Consider the following 12,439-nt stretch of genomic DNA (forward strand, 5'->3'; position numbering starts at 1 on the left):
TCTACCCTTGAGCAAGTACATGACATATCTGTTCGATCCGTTAGACTGTGCCCCACTGCTGTTCAAAAGGATTTCCCATGCCCCTTAGCGCCTACCTCCACACCGTCGACCTGTGCGTGTTGTTCTACTGCCGCGCCTGCGCAGAATTGAAGCTGCTGCTGAACAAGCGCGGAGCCGCGCCCTTTGCCGGGCATTGGGCGTTACCCGGCGTGGTGGTCAACGGCGACGTGCAAGATCTGAGCCTCAAGGATGCCGTGGAGCGCTTGCGGGCGAGCGACAAGGTCGGTTTTGATTTGGCCTGGAGTGAGCAAGTCGGCACCGTGGGCGACGCGTTTCGCGACCCACGCTGCTGGTCATCGTCCACTTACTACTTGGCGATCGTGGCCGAAGAAGTGGCCTTGGGTGAGCACCAGGCCTGGTTTTCGCTGAATGCGGTGGCCGATGGCAGTATCAAGCTGCCGTTCGACCACAACCTGATCGTGGCGGCGGTACAGGAACGGTTGTTGTCCAAATCGCTGTACAGCAACGTGCCGCTGCTGTTTCTGGGGCAGGAGTTCAGCGCGCCGCAAGCGACCACGATATTTTCCCTGGTGCTGGCGCGGCCGGTGTTGAAGACCAGTATTCGTCAGCGGTTGTTGAAGCTGACTGAGGCGGGGTATTTGCGTGAGACGGGCCGCAAGAAGAACGGTGAAGGCGGCCGGCCCCAGGCGACGGTGGAGAACCTGAAGCCTGGGGAGTTGTATTTCTTTGATCGCAGTTTTGCCGAGTGACCTCTATTCCAAGCACAACAACTATTAAAATGTGGGAACTGGCATGTCAGCTCCCACATTCTTAATGGATTCTCGGCTCTAATTCATCCAATTACCGCCATCGACGTTGTAGGTTTGCGCCACCACATAATCCGCCTCCTTGGAAGCCAAAAACACCGCCATCCCGGTCAAATCCTGTGCCGTACCCATGCGCCCGAACGGCACCTCGGCCCCGACCCGCTTCTTCTTCTCGCCAGGCAGCAACCCTTCATGCCTGGCAAACAACGCGTCCACGCCGTCCCAGTGCTCGCCGTCCACCACACCTGGGGCGATGGCATTGACGTTGATGCCCTGCTTGATCAGGTTCAGCCCCGCCGACTGCGTGAGGCTGATCACCGCCGCCTTGGTCGCACAATAGATCGCCACCAACGACTCGCCTCGCCGTCCAGCCTGGCTGGCCATGTTGATGATCTTGCCCCCGTGGCCCTGGCTGATCATCTGCCGGGCTGCGGCCTGCAGAGTGAACAGCGTGCCGGCGACGTTGATCGAGAACAGCCGTTCATAGCTGTCGCGGGTAATGTCGACGATGGGCGCCAAGTCGAACAGTGCGGCGTTGTTGATCAGGATATCGAGCTTGCCAGCATGGGCCACCACGGCGGCAATCGCGGCGTCGATGGAGGCCTGATCGGTGACATCCATCTCGACAGCATAAGCCTGTGGGCCCAGCTCAGTTGCTGTGGCCTGAGCGCGTTGCAGGTTAATGTCGGCGATGGCGACCGTTGCCCCTTCAGCGATATAAGCCTGGGCAAAGGCGCGGCCGATGCCGCGCGCCGATCCGGTGATCAGCGCACTCTTACCTTCGAGTCGTTTCATGGTGGTGTCCTGTAGAAATTACTTCGGGTAGCCGGCGCGTTTCATTTCGCGCTCGGTAGTGGACTGTGCTTGGAGCAGCGCCTGATCCACCGTCATGCCACCGGTGAGCGCCGCCGAGAACAGCTTGCCGACGGAGGTGCCGATGGCCTGGAATTCCGGAATAGTCACGTACTGGATGCCGACGTACGGCACCGGCTTGGCCGACGGGTGCGCAGGGTCGGCATGCTTCATCATCTCCAGCGTCACCTGGGCAAACGGCGCGGCCTTCAGGTAAGCCTCGTTGTAGGTAGACTGGCGAGTGCCCGGCGGTACGTTGGTGATGCCTTCTTTATCGGCGACCAACTGGATGTAGTCCTTGGAGGTCGCCCAGGCGATGAACGCCTTGGCGGCGTCTTTGTGCTTGGAAGTCGCTGGAATCGCCAGGGACCAGGCGTAGAGCCAGGAAGAGCCTTTGTCGGTGACTTCGGTCGGGGCAGCGGCAAAGCCTACGTCGTCGGCGACCTTACTCTGGCTCTTGTCGGTGGTGAAGGAGCCGGCGACGCTGGCGTCGACCCAGATCGCGCACTTGCCGCTGTTGAACAGCGCCAGGGTTTCGTTGAACCCATTACTGGAAACACCCGGCGGGCCATAGTTTTTCAAGGTGTTGACGTAATAGTTGGCCGCCGCTGTCCACTCGGGGCTGGTCAACTCAGGCTTCCACTGCTCATCGAACCAGCGCGCGCCGAAGGCGTTGGCCATGGTGCTCAGCAGCGCGACGTTCTCGCCCCAACCGGCCTTGCCGCGTAGGCACATGCCGTATTGGCCTTTGTCCTTTGCCGTGAGCTTGGCGGCGAACTCGCCGAGCTGGGTCCAGGTCGGGTGCGCAGGCATGCTCAGCCCGGCCTGCTTGAACAGGTCGGTGCGGTAGTAAGTGACCGTGCTTTCGCCGTAGAACGGCAAGGCATACAGGGTGTTGTTGACCGACAGGCCCTGACGCACTGCGGGGAAAATATCCTCGGCGTCATAGTCAACCGGCAGTTGCGTCAGCGGCTCCAACCAGTGCTTGGCGCCCCACAAGGGGGTTTCGTAGGTGCCAATGGTTAGCACATCGAACTGCCCGCCTTGGGTGGCGATGTCGGTGGTGAGGCGCTGGCGCAGCACGTTCTCTTCCAGTACCACCCAGTTGAGCTTGATGTCCGGGTGCTGCGCTTCGAAAACCTTGGATAGACGCTGCATGCGGATCATGTCGCTGTTGTTGACCGTGGCGATGGTGACGGTGTCGGCAGCGTAGCCGGGCATGGCTACGGCCAGACCAGACAGCAAGAACAATGCTTGTGGGAGCTTTGACATGGCGGTTTCCACCTGTTGTTTTTGTTGTTGAGCGCCGATTACAGCAGCTTGGCCAAGCCCTCACAAACGCATGGCGAATGCTCGGCTGATACTTTTTTAACCGCGCTGTTCAGATCAAAAAAGTATCAGTACCGGGCGAAACCAGGAGTAGCGTAGCGGTGGCCGATCCGCGTATTTTGAACAGAGTCCACAAATAAAAGAGGCATTACCATGCCCATCAGCCGCGCCAAACTGTTCGAACACCGCCCTGCCGAACTCGAAGTCATCCTGCCCGAGCCGGACCACTGTTTCCGCTGGTTCGAACATGACTACCCGTATGACCTGGCACGCTGGAACCACCACCCCGAGTTCGAAATCCACCTGATCCGCCAAGGCAGCGGCAAGCTGGTGGCGGGTGACTATATCGGTGCGTTCAGCGCCGGGCATGTCGCGCTGATCGGCCCGGATTTGCCCCACGACTGGATCGGCGAGCTGGCCCCCGATGAATACCTGACCGGGCGCGATGTGGTACTGCAATTCGACGGCGCCGCCCTCCTCGCCCTGCGCAAAACCCTGCCGGAACTCGGCGATCTGCAGCCACTGTTCGAGCACGCCCGACGCGGTCTGGAATTCAGCGGTGACACCGCCGTGCAGGCCGCACGCTTGCTGGAAGACATCGGCAACGCCCACGGCCTGCAACGGCTGATCCTGTTCCTGCACCTGCTCGACACCCTGAAAAAAGCCCCGGCACTGCAAGTAAAAACCTTGGCCAGCCCTTGCTACGCCCCGACCCTGGACGCGCGCAGCGCCGAGCGCATCAACAAAGCCTTTGATTACCTGATGCGCGAGCTGACCGGCGACCTGCGCCTGTCCGTCATCGCACAACAGCTGGAGATGAGCGAACCGGGCTTCTCACGCTTTTTCAAGCGCAACACCGGCCACGGGTTTATCGACCTGATGCGCAAGTTCCGCGTGCAACGCGCCTGCCGGCTGTTGCTGCAAAGCGACATGTCGGTGGCAGATATCTGCTTTGAAGTGGGCTACGCCAATCTATCCAACTTCAACCGGCATTTTCGCATCGAGATGAACCAGACGCCGAGCGAGTACCGGCGCGAAACGGCGATGCATTTGTTTAATCGCATCGCTGAGCAGCCATCGCCCTACACCGTCGGCCATTGAGCCAACGCCCGCTGTGCCAGGCGGGCGACTTCGAGCTCAATGTCTGCGCGCTGGCGTTCTCCATCCTCAAGGAACCACGCTGCGGACAGGCCTGCATGGGCCAACACCCATTGCAACAGGCGCGGGCGTGTGAGGTTGGCAGCCAGGGCAATCACCTCGACCTGCCGGTTGAAACGCAGCGGGTCGTGGCAGGTGGGCAAATCCGGGTTGCAGATCAGGTTGGCATAGTCGTAACCGCGCTCGCCGATAACACGCTTTGGATCAATCGCCAGCCAGCCACGAGCACCGAAGTCGAGAATATTGTCGTGATGGATATCACCGTGCAGCACCACGATGTCCTGTGGCGCCGCCAGCAGTGCACGGGCCATCGCTGCGCAGTCGCGCAACAGCCCGCCTTTGTCATCAGCGGCTGTCCATAAAGACAGGAACCAAGTTTCCAGGGACACTAAACCTTGCGGCGGCGATGAGCGTGGTGCATGCAGCCGGGCAACTGTTGCGCAGGCAATTCGGCTAGCGTGGTCATCCTGCCCATTGAGGGCCATGCGCATCAGGGAACCTGGACCGATGGCCCGCTCCATCAACAGCGCCGTGTCGTCGTGCGCATACACCTGCGCGGCACCCTCGCCCGCCCACCAGCTCATCAGCCGGCCACCGAGTTGCTCTTCAGCGGTGTGCGCAATTTTCAACATCGCCGGCCGGCCTTGCCAACGCACGGGCAATAAGTGGCTGCCGGGCGTCACCACAGGGTCGCCATCAACGGTCAGGTTCCAGGATTGCAGATAGCGTTCGAACATTCTTGTGACTCCAAGGTTTTGCCTACAAAAATGACACCCAGTCATTTTTGATCGAAAGGTCGACTAATTGCGACTTTTTCTATGCCATTCAAGCCATTGAGAAAAGTTGGTACAACCTGTGCAAACGTTTGCGTAACGAACTTGGTAGGCAAGTTCTCCGTTGCCCGAGGAATCGGGTTAAACCGCGTACGAATAGGGATTTTCCATGCACCCCACCTCAAGGCGTCCTCCTTCCTTTGGTGTTTCTCTGCTACTGGCAGCCGTTACGGGAGTACTCAGTGCGCCCATTTTGGCGCAGGAGAAACCCGCCGATGACTCAGCACAGGGCGAAACCCTCGCCCCGGAAGCCAGCCCGACGAAAAAAGGCGTGTATATGTCGGACTGGTTCAACCAGGACCTGACGCTGATCGGCAGCAAAGACATCAGCTTCGGCCCTAAACCGCAGGATGACGTCTACCTGGAATACGAGTACTTCGGCCGTAAAGGCCCGTTCGAGCTGTACGGCTATATCGACGTACCGAAGATTCTCGGCATCGGTAACAGCAATGACAAAGGCGCGTGGGACCATGGCTCGCCGGTGTTTATGGAGCACGAGCCGCGTATCTCCATCGATTACCTGGCCGGTCGTAGCCTGGCTATCGGGCCGTTCAAGGAATGGTACGTGGCGTTTGACTGGATCTACGACCACGGCAGCAACAAGTCGAACCGCGCCAACACCCTGTACAGCGGCCTGGGCACCGACATCGACACCCACTCGCGGGTCAACCTGTCGGCCAACTTCTATGGGCGCTACCAATGGGAAAACTACGGCGCGAGCAATGAATACCAGTGGGACGGCTACCGCGCACAAATGAAGTACATCGTGCCCATCGGCAAGTTCGACAACGGTGCTTCGCTGACCTACATCGGCTTCACCAACTACGATTTCGGTTCGGATTTGCACAAGGACAACCCGGCACGCACCGCCAATTCGGTGGTGGCCACCAACGTACTGCTGTACTCGTTCACCCACCTGCGCTTCACCCTGGTCGGCCGTTACTTTCATAACGGCGGCAACTGGGAAGATGGTAGCGAGCTAAATTTTGGCGAAGGCAACTTCCGCGCCCGCTCGGATGGCTGGGGCTATTACGCCGGTGTCGGCTACCAATTCTGATCAAGGAGTATTAGATGAACCTGTTTACTCGTCTCTCGCTGTCCGCAGGCCTGGCCCTGCTGCCCCACGTGGTGTTGGCAGACACCGCGCCGATCAAACCTAAAGTGATGCTGATCACCATGTTCGCCCCCGAGGCGCAAACCTGGATCGATCGCCTGGAGCTCAAGGAGGAAGTGCGCGTGCCAGGCCTCTCTGCCGAATACCCGGTGATCCGTTGCAACACCCAGGATGTGTGCCTGCTGGTCACCGGCATGGGCCAGACCAACGCCGCCGCCTCCACACTGGCCTTGGCTTTGTCGCCCAAGTTCGACCTGCGCCAGAGTTACTTTTTGATTGCCGGGATTGCCGGGATCAGCCCCAAGCACGGCACTATCGGCACCACCGCCTGGGCGCATTACTTGGTGGAATTCGGCACCCAGTGGGAAATCGATTCGCGCGATGTGCCTAAAGATTGGCCGACCGGTTACATCGGCATCAACACCAAAGGCCCCAACGAAAAACCACCGCTGGACTACAAGACCGAAGTCTTCGAGCTCAACCCCAAGCTGCAAGCCAAGGCGTTTGCCCTGTCGCACAAGGTTGAGTTGAGCGAAAGCAAGGAATCCAGCGCCTGGCGCAAACACTACCCGGCCGCCCCGGCCAACCAGCCACCACAGGTCACGCGTTGTGACACACTGGCTGGCAACACCTGGTTCTCCGGCACGCGCCTTAGCGAACGCGCTGAAGTCTGGACCAAATTGCTCACCGACAATAAAGGCGAGTACTGCACCACTCAGCAGGAAGATAACTCCACCTACGAAGCCCTGCTGCGCGCCAGTCGCGAAGGTTTGGTGGATATTCAGCGCCTGGCGGTAGTGCGTGCAGGTTCCGATTTTGACCGGCCGTACCCTGGCTACAGCGAAGTGGACAACCTGCTGAAATATGCCGACCAAGGCGGGTTTGTGCCGGCGTTGGAGAACCTGTATCGCACCGGCAATCCGCTGGTACAGGCGATTCTTAAAAACTGGTCTGCCTGGGAAAAAGGCGTCCCCGAAGCCTGATACAAATCAAACTGTGGGAGCGGGCTTGCCCGCGATAGCATTCTGTCAGTCAGAGAGTTGTTGACTGATGAGCCGCCATCGCAGGCAAGCCAGCACCCACATTTTTTTACGACCGCGTTATAAACCCTTATGCCGCCGGATGGGCCACATTCAGTGCCTTATCCACCAACAACTGCACCCCTTCCAGCATCCTGCAGATGCCCAGCGCGACATTACGTTGTGACCCCTCGATTTCAAACGCCATATGGTTGGCAATCTCGCTGATGGACGCCAAATCCTGGGACGCATTGACCAGCAAGGTTTCCGTGCCCAGGTCGGCGCGCACGGTGAAGAGCCCGTCGGTGGATTCGGGGATGGGTTTTGCGGGGTTGAGGTAGTGGTTGATCGCGCGGTAGGCCACTTCGTGCAGGGTGCTTGTATCGAAGTCTTTTTGGCCGGGGGGATTTGGGCTGTCTTTGATCATGGTGGAACTCCTGGTAGTGGAGCTGCCATCACTCGCGGTCAAACGAAGTGGGGTGGCAGCTGAACGCGGGTTGACCGACCGGAACCAGGGATCCGGCATACCCGAAGGTATCCCGCGCACAGCTGCCGCGACACGATACATCAAGCGTAGAAAAAACGCCTGATATAGGTCTTGGGTGCTGTAGCGCACTGGTTTAGTCGGACGGTCAAATCCGGTCACTGAACGGTCAGCGACGGCAGTGAGGTTAGTCAGCCGCCTTCCGAGCGACAACCTGAAACCCTTGTAGGAAACCTCCGAGCCAAACTCGATCCCAAAGCCCTGTGAAGATCAAACTGTGGGAGCGGGCTTGCTCGCGAATGCGGTGTTCCAGTCAACCTTTCTGTGACTGACCCACCGCATTCGCGAGCAAGCCCGCTCCCACATTTTGAGCTCAGTACATCAGGTAAATGTGTGTACTCGGTCAAATGTGAGTTAAGGCAGGAAGATGATCTTGTCCGAACTGCCCTTGTTCACTTCTTCGTAGCACTTCACCCCATCCGCCAACGCCACTTCGCGCAGCCCCGTGGGCAGCGGCAACGATCCTTCATCAAAGAATCGCCCAAACTGCTCCAGCATCACCGCACACTGCTCGCAGTTGTAGAGCAATGAGTTGATCCCCACCACCGAACCTCCTTTGCGATACAAGGCCAAAGCCGGCAACTGCACATGCCCCTCCACCGGCGCGGCGATGATTGCAATACGGCCGAACGGGGCCAAACCGGCGACAGCCGCAGGCAACCAGAAACCGGTGGTGTCAAAAATCACATCCGCGCCGCCCTTGAATACGCCATTCACCTGCGCCCCCAACTCTTCTGGCTGGCCCAGGGTGATCGCGTCAAACCCTTGAGCCTGCAGCACTTGAGCCTGATCGGCCTTGCGCACCGCGGCCAACACCTGCGCACCGCGAATCTTCGCCAACGCCAACGCCGCGCTGCCCACGGCACCATTCGCACCAATCACCAACAAGCGCGAGCCTTTGGCTACACCGCTACGCTCCAGGGCATCCCAAGCGGTGGTGTACGGCACACCCAGGCTGGCAGCCTGGGCAAAACTCAGGTGGGTGGGCTTATGCGCCACGCCCTTGGCCGACACGGCGAGGTATTGAGCGTGGGAGCCGTCAGCGAAAAAGCCCAAGTCCCGACCGGTGCCCCAAACCGCTTGACCGACCAGTTCGTGCGGGCCTTCTACCACAACCCCAGCGAAATCCCGGCCTGGAATACGCGGCAAAGTGGTGTAGGGAAAACGGCCGAGCACGTTTTTAACGTCGCTGGGGTTCAGGCCGGCAGCCTTGATCTGTACCAGTACTTCACCGGCAGCTGGCACCGGTTTGGCGACCTCGACACAACTCAACGCAGCCAGGTCGCCAGTGGCAGAAAATTGCAGTGCTTTCATGACCAATATCCATCGAAGGGAAAAAGGGAATCAGGACAACCAACCGCTGACCAGCTCACGCCCCATAGGCCACAGTTGCTCGCCAAGCAACATGCCCATCAGGCCAACCAGGGCAACGGCCGGCGGCGCGGGTGAGCGGACGTCCAAGGCACCGTAGAGCACGCCGACAAACAGGCCGATGGCGAGGGAAATCAGGTAGTTCATGGGGGCGGCGCCTTGTAGGTTGATGCGCTCAGTTTAGTGAGCGCATTCCTGAAGCATCGGCCAAGTGCTTCAGGATTTCGGCCAAACCTTCAGCCCGTGTAGTGCGACGGCGCCACGCCGAGCTCACGGCGGAACATGTCACTGAAGCTGCTCGGCGAATACCCTAAAGACCGTGCAATGCCACTCACCGACTGGCCCTGGATCAGCTGCGCAACGGCCGTGGCCAATTGCACTTGACGGCGCCATTCGGCAAAGCCCATGCCCAGGTGGCTCTGGAACAGCCGCGCCAAGGTGCGCACGCTGGCGCCGGCAGCCTCAGCGTGTTGCTCAAAGGGGATTTCCAGTGACGGCATCGCCATCACCGCGTGGCACGCACTGATCAACCGACGGTCCGCGTCGACCGGCATGGCGATGCGGATCTGCGAGCGGCGCGCCCTCTGCAACGATAACAAGGCCAAGCCGACCACCGCGTCATAGTAAGCCGTATCGGCGCTATCACCCTGATCGACCAAGGTGACAATCAGCTCGCGCAACAGCCCACCTACTTCAATCACCTGCACCTGGCTGGCCAGCGTTGCCGCCAAGGACGGGCGCAGGTAGATATTGCGCATCTGCAAGTCGCAGACCACGCGAATGCCGTGCTCCACACCCGGCGGCAGCCACACCGCCCGTTGCGGCGGCACGACCAAAGCTTCGCAAGGCGTTTCGACCCACATCACACCGCTCATGGCATAGAGCAATTGGCCCCAGTCATGGCTATGAGGTTCAACGTACAACCCACGCGGGTAAGTGCGCGCCAGCGGTTGCACAGGCACGGCGTGATCACTGAGATCGGGGGGAGCGGCCAGAGCCATCAAGATCACATCAATCAAGGGTGAGCGGCCATGGTAATGACCGCCACCCGATAATCCGAGAGGATTTTCAGCCGTTCGCGGATTTGGCGCACTCACAGCCCGTCGCCGCTGCGCACGGCTCACCATGCGCATGGTGCTCGGCACAGCCCTGGCAGCAATAGCCTTTACCGTCCTTCATGACCGCATCGGCGCCCAGTACACATTTGCAGTGTGGGCAAGCACAGGTTTTATCTGGCATGGTCAGACTCCTTTTCATGATCGTCCAGGTGTTGCGAATGCAACACCTTAAGCAATGACTCCCGGCAAGGCGCCAAGGTTCAGCCCATTAATCGGCCTGACGAGTATTGCTGCGATACATGAACACCAGCGCCAGGGCCAGGCAGAGCATTGCCACGATACGGCTGCCCGACAGTTCGATCGCAGGGTTACCGAGCCAGCCGAAGTTGTCGATCAGCATGCCCATGCCCAACTGCCCGACGATCACCGCCACCGTCGCCACCGCCGTACCGACGATGGGCACCGCGCCGACCATCACCATCATGTACACCACGCCGAACAGCGCACCGGTCAGTTGCCATTTGGGCACGTCCAGCAGGCTGACGGCTTGAGCGGGCTCGAAGAAAAAAATCAACAGTGCGGTGGTGATTGCGCCGACAGCAAAGGTCAGCAAGCTACTGCGTAATACGCCTACCGCCTGGCCCAAGCGGCCGTTGATGGCGGCCTGCACACTCAGCACCGCACCGGCTGCAACCACCAGGACCAATAACAGAATCAGATTCATCGCCTCACCCTCGTGCAATCAGAACAAGTGCCGCCACAATCAATACCAATGCGATCCAGCGCTCGCCATTGACCCGCTTGCGCGCCGTGCCGAACCAACCGAAATGGTCGATCAACACGCTCTTGCCGACCTGGCCCGACAGAATCGCGATCATGGTCATGGCAATGCCGATGTGTGGCGTGGCCAAGGTCAGCACCACCACGTACATCGGCCCCAGGAACCCGCCGATTAACTGCCAGCGCGGCAAGTCGGTCAACGCCGGACCCTTTTGCGGGCCGCTGAACAGCAGCAACAGAAACAGGATCGCCGAGCCGACGCCAAAGATGCTCAAGGTCGCCCATAAGTGCCCCACTTGCTGACCCAGCGGCCCGAGCAAACCGGCCTCCACCGACAGCCCCATGCCTGCCAGAATCACCAGCGGCAACAACAATAGCCGTAGAAGGTTTTTTTTCGGCGTGGCCGGCGCCACGCCTTCGATTGAACTTGCCTGCATGCATCACCTGCGCTTCAAGAAGTAAACATGGCGCGCATTATCCGGTGGCTGTGCTGTGCAATAAATGGGAGCATACGGATAACACCTTTGCGAATTACGCACAGCTTGGGGGCCATGATGCAGGGCTTGAATGAATTGAGTTTCAAGGCGTTGCGCCTGTTTGTCGCTGTGCTGGACCACGGCAGTTTTTCCGAAGTCGCACGCCGTGAAAGCCTGGCGCCCTCCTCCATTTCCCGCCAGATCCAGCTGATGGAGCAGGCGCTCGGCCAGCAGTTGCTGTACCGCCACACCCGCGCCGTCAGCCCTACCGAGGCCGGGCGCCTGCTCGGGCATCACGCGCGCTTGATGCTGGAACAGCTGGAAACAGCCGGTCAGGCGTTGCAGGAACAAGAACGCGAACCCAGCGGCCTGGTGCGCATCAATGCGCCGATGGTGTTCGGCCAGCGCCATCTCTCACCGTGGCTGGGCGAGTTGTGTCGACGCTACCCGAAACTGCAACTGGATATCCAGCAAACCGACACCTACGTCGACCCGCTGCAAGACGGCACTGACCTGCTGTTTCGTATCGGCGTGCTCAACGACTCCGGTATGCAGGCGCGTATCTTCGCGCCCCAGCGTTTTCGCATCGCCGCCAGCCCCGCCTACTTGGCCCGCCATGGCACACCGTGTCACCCAGACGAACTGGCCAACCACCAGTGCCTGGCTTACAAAGGCATCACCGGTCAGCAACGCTGGTTCTTTCGCCGTGACCAAGGCGACTGGACGCCCTACAGCGTCAAAGGCCCGATCACAGGTAACCACGCCGACACCCTCACCCACGCCGCCGAGCAAGGCCTGGGGCTGGTGGTATTTCCGTCCTGGCTGATCGGCGAAGGCTTGCGCGCAGGTACCTTGCAGGCGGTGCTAACCGAGTACGACGTGGCGACAACGCTGGAGCCTCAGCAGATTGCCGCGTTATGGCCAGGCAGCCGGCGGTTGTCGCTGAAGGTGCGCACGGTGATTGATTACTTTGTGGAGTGTTTTGGGACGGTGCCTTACTGGGACAAATGAGCCGTCCCGATCACGCTGAACAGAGGGTTTTGGTAAAAAAGCGTACTCGGAAAAGTAGGCTTATTCT

Annotated in this window: 15 protein-coding genes; 5 read left to right on the forward strand and 10 right to left on the reverse strand. The window is 59.7% G+C overall.

Annotated elements, in window-relative coordinates:
- The first annotated feature begins 77 nt into the window (after window positions 1–77).
- Window positions 78–770: an NUDIX hydrolase gene (locus FW764_RS22390; RefSeq protein ID WP_446435753.1), complete on the forward strand. Its 693-nt coding sequence runs from the start codon at window positions 78–80 to the stop codon at window positions 768–770.
- A 78-nt stretch (window positions 771–848) separates the two neighbouring features.
- Here the strand turns inward: FW764_RS22390 and FW764_RS22395 are convergent, their stop codons facing one another.
- The gene (locus FW764_RS22395; protein ID WP_446435754.1) at window positions 849–1,622 is read right to left on the reverse strand and encodes an L-iditol 2-dehydrogenase; all 774 of its coding nucleotides are present in this window, start codon (window positions 1,620–1,622) and stop codon (window positions 849–851) included.
- 18 nt (window positions 1,623–1,640) lie between these two features.
- On the reverse strand, window positions 1,641–2,900 hold the full coding sequence (locus FW764_RS22400; RefSeq protein ID WP_446435871.1) for an ABC transporter substrate-binding protein: 1,260 nt from the start codon (window positions 2,898–2,900) through the stop codon (window positions 1,641–1,643).
- A gap of 261 nt (window positions 2,901–3,161) precedes the next feature.
- Between FW764_RS22400 and FW764_RS22405 the strand changes: the two genes are divergently transcribed.
- Window positions 3,162–4,109, forward strand: a complete 948-nt coding sequence (locus FW764_RS22405; RefSeq protein WP_446435755.1) for an AraC family transcriptional regulator — start codon at window positions 3,162–3,164, stop codon at window positions 4,107–4,109.
- On the opposite strand, the gene FW764_RS22410 is transcribed toward FW764_RS22405, so the two are convergent.
- The gene (locus FW764_RS22410) at window positions 4,091–4,903 is read right to left on the reverse strand and encodes an aminoglycoside phosphotransferase family protein (RefSeq protein ID WP_446435756.1); all 813 of its coding nucleotides are present in this window, start codon (window positions 4,901–4,903) and stop codon (window positions 4,091–4,093) included. The genes FW764_RS22405 and FW764_RS22410 overlap by 19 nt on opposite strands.
- Before the next feature lie 205 nt (window positions 4,904–5,108).
- Here FW764_RS22410 and FW764_RS22415 point away from each other — a divergent pair, with 205 nt between their 5' ends.
- Window positions 5,109–6,056 carry a nucleoside-specific channel-forming protein Tsx gene (locus tag FW764_RS22415; protein ID WP_446435757.1) on the forward strand — a complete coding sequence of 316 codons (948 nt, stop codon included), beginning with the start codon at window positions 5,109–5,111 and terminating at the stop codon, window positions 6,054–6,056.
- 14 nt (window positions 6,057–6,070) lie between these two features.
- Window positions 6,071–7,096: a purine-nucleoside phosphorylase gene (locus FW764_RS22420; protein WP_446435758.1), complete on the forward strand. Its 1,026-nt coding sequence runs from the start codon at window positions 6,071–6,073 to the stop codon at window positions 7,094–7,096.
- Window positions 7,097–7,223: 127 nt separating this feature from the next.
- Here the strand turns inward: FW764_RS22420 and FW764_RS22425 are convergent, their stop codons facing one another.
- The 7 genes from FW764_RS22425 to FW764_RS22455 form a co-directional block, all read right to left on the reverse strand.
- A complete protein-coding gene (locus FW764_RS22425; RefSeq protein WP_446435759.1) occupies window positions 7,224–7,559 on the reverse strand; it encodes a DUF6124 family protein in 336 nt (111 codons plus the stop codon).
- Between the two features lie 471 nt (window positions 7,560–8,030).
- Window positions 8,031–8,990: a quinone oxidoreductase family protein gene (locus FW764_RS22430; RefSeq protein ID WP_446435760.1), complete on the reverse strand. Its 960-nt coding sequence runs from the start codon at window positions 8,988–8,990 to the stop codon at window positions 8,031–8,033.
- Window positions 8,991–9,020: 30 nt separating this feature from the next.
- Window positions 9,021–9,194 carry a DUF1427 family protein gene (locus FW764_RS22435; protein WP_446435761.1) on the reverse strand — a complete coding sequence of 58 codons (174 nt, stop codon included), beginning with the start codon at window positions 9,192–9,194 and terminating at the stop codon, window positions 9,021–9,023.
- Window positions 9,195–9,283: 89 nt separating this feature from the next.
- Window positions 9,284–10,048, reverse strand: coding sequence for an AraC family transcriptional regulator (locus FW764_RS22440; RefSeq protein ID WP_446435762.1), 765 nt, complete (start codon window positions 10,046–10,048; stop codon window positions 9,284–9,286).
- 67 nt (window positions 10,049–10,115) lie between these two features.
- A complete protein-coding gene (locus FW764_RS22445) occupies window positions 10,116–10,286 on the reverse strand; it encodes a metallothionein (protein ID WP_233895499.1) in 171 nt (56 codons plus the stop codon).
- Between the two features lie 87 nt (window positions 10,287–10,373).
- The gene (locus tag FW764_RS22450) at window positions 10,374–10,829 is read right to left on the reverse strand and encodes a DMT family transporter (protein WP_083358751.1); all 456 of its coding nucleotides are present in this window, start codon (window positions 10,827–10,829) and stop codon (window positions 10,374–10,376) included.
- Window positions 10,830–10,833: 4 nt separating this feature from the next.
- A complete protein-coding gene (locus tag FW764_RS22455) occupies window positions 10,834–11,322 on the reverse strand; it encodes a DMT family transporter (protein WP_446435763.1) in 489 nt (162 codons plus the stop codon).
- A 117-nt stretch (window positions 11,323–11,439) separates the two neighbouring features.
- Between FW764_RS22455 and FW764_RS22460 the strand changes: the two genes are divergently transcribed.
- The gene (locus FW764_RS22460) at window positions 11,440–12,372 is read left to right on the forward strand and encodes a LysR family transcriptional regulator (RefSeq protein WP_446435872.1); all 933 of its coding nucleotides are present in this window, start codon (window positions 11,440–11,442) and stop codon (window positions 12,370–12,372) included.
- Window positions 12,373–12,439: the final 67 nt, after the last annotated feature.

It is taken from the genome of Pseudomonas sp. 1152_12 (assembly GCF_052850675.1).

What these genes read in the sequence shown, in the direction of transcription:
- FW764_RS22435 (WP_446435761.1), bottom strand. Translation starts at nt 9,194, where the DNA reads ATGAACTACCTGATTTCCCTCGCCATCGGCCTGTTTGTCGGCGTGCTC.
- FW764_RS22430 (WP_446435760.1), bottom strand. Translation starts at nt 8,990, where the DNA reads ATGAAAGCACTGCAATTTTCTGCCACTGGCGACCTGGCTGCGTTGAGT.
- FW764_RS22415 (WP_446435757.1), top strand. Translation starts at nt 5,109, where the DNA reads ATGCACCCCACCTCAAGGCGTCCTCCTTCCTTTGGTGTTTCTCTGCTA.
- FW764_RS22390 (WP_446435753.1), top strand. Translation starts at nt 78, where the DNA reads ATGCCCCTTAGCGCCTACCTCCACACCGTCGACCTGTGCGTGTTGTTC.
- FW764_RS22400 (WP_446435871.1), bottom strand. Translation starts at nt 2,900, where the DNA reads ATGCCCGGCTACGCTGCCGACACCGTCACCATCGCCACGGTCAACAAC.
- FW764_RS22440 (WP_446435762.1), bottom strand. Translation starts at nt 10,048, where the DNA reads ATGGCTCTGGCCGCTCCCCCCGATCTCAGTGATCACGCCGTGCCTGTG.
- FW764_RS22450 (WP_083358751.1), bottom strand. Translation starts at nt 10,829, where the DNA reads ATGAATCTGATTCTGTTATTGGTCCTGGTGGTTGCAGCCGGTGCGGTG.
- FW764_RS22405 (WP_446435755.1), top strand. Translation starts at nt 3,162, where the DNA reads ATGCCCATCAGCCGCGCCAAACTGTTCGAACACCGCCCTGCCGAACTC.
- FW764_RS22420 (WP_446435758.1), top strand. Translation starts at nt 6,071, where the DNA reads ATGAACCTGTTTACTCGTCTCTCGCTGTCCGCAGGCCTGGCCCTGCTG.
- FW764_RS22410 (WP_446435756.1), bottom strand. Translation starts at nt 4,903, where the DNA reads ATGTTCGAACGCTATCTGCAATCCTGGAACCTGACCGTTGATGGCGAC.
- FW764_RS22395 (WP_446435754.1), bottom strand. Translation starts at nt 1,622, where the DNA reads ATGAAACGACTCGAAGGTAAGAGTGCGCTGATCACCGGATCGGCGCGC.
- FW764_RS22460 (WP_446435872.1), top strand. Translation starts at nt 11,440, where the DNA reads ATGCAGGGCTTGAATGAATTGAGTTTCAAGGCGTTGCGCCTGTTTGTC.
- FW764_RS22455 (WP_446435763.1), bottom strand. Translation starts at nt 11,322, where the DNA reads ATGCAGGCAAGTTCAATCGAAGGCGTGGCGCCGGCCACGCCGAAAAAA.
- FW764_RS22445 (WP_233895499.1), bottom strand. Translation starts at nt 10,286, where the DNA reads ATGCCAGATAAAACCTGTGCTTGCCCACACTGCAAATGTGTACTGGGC.
- FW764_RS22425 (WP_446435759.1), bottom strand. Translation starts at nt 7,559, where the DNA reads ATGATCAAAGACAGCCCAAATCCCCCCGGCCAAAAAGACTTCGATACA.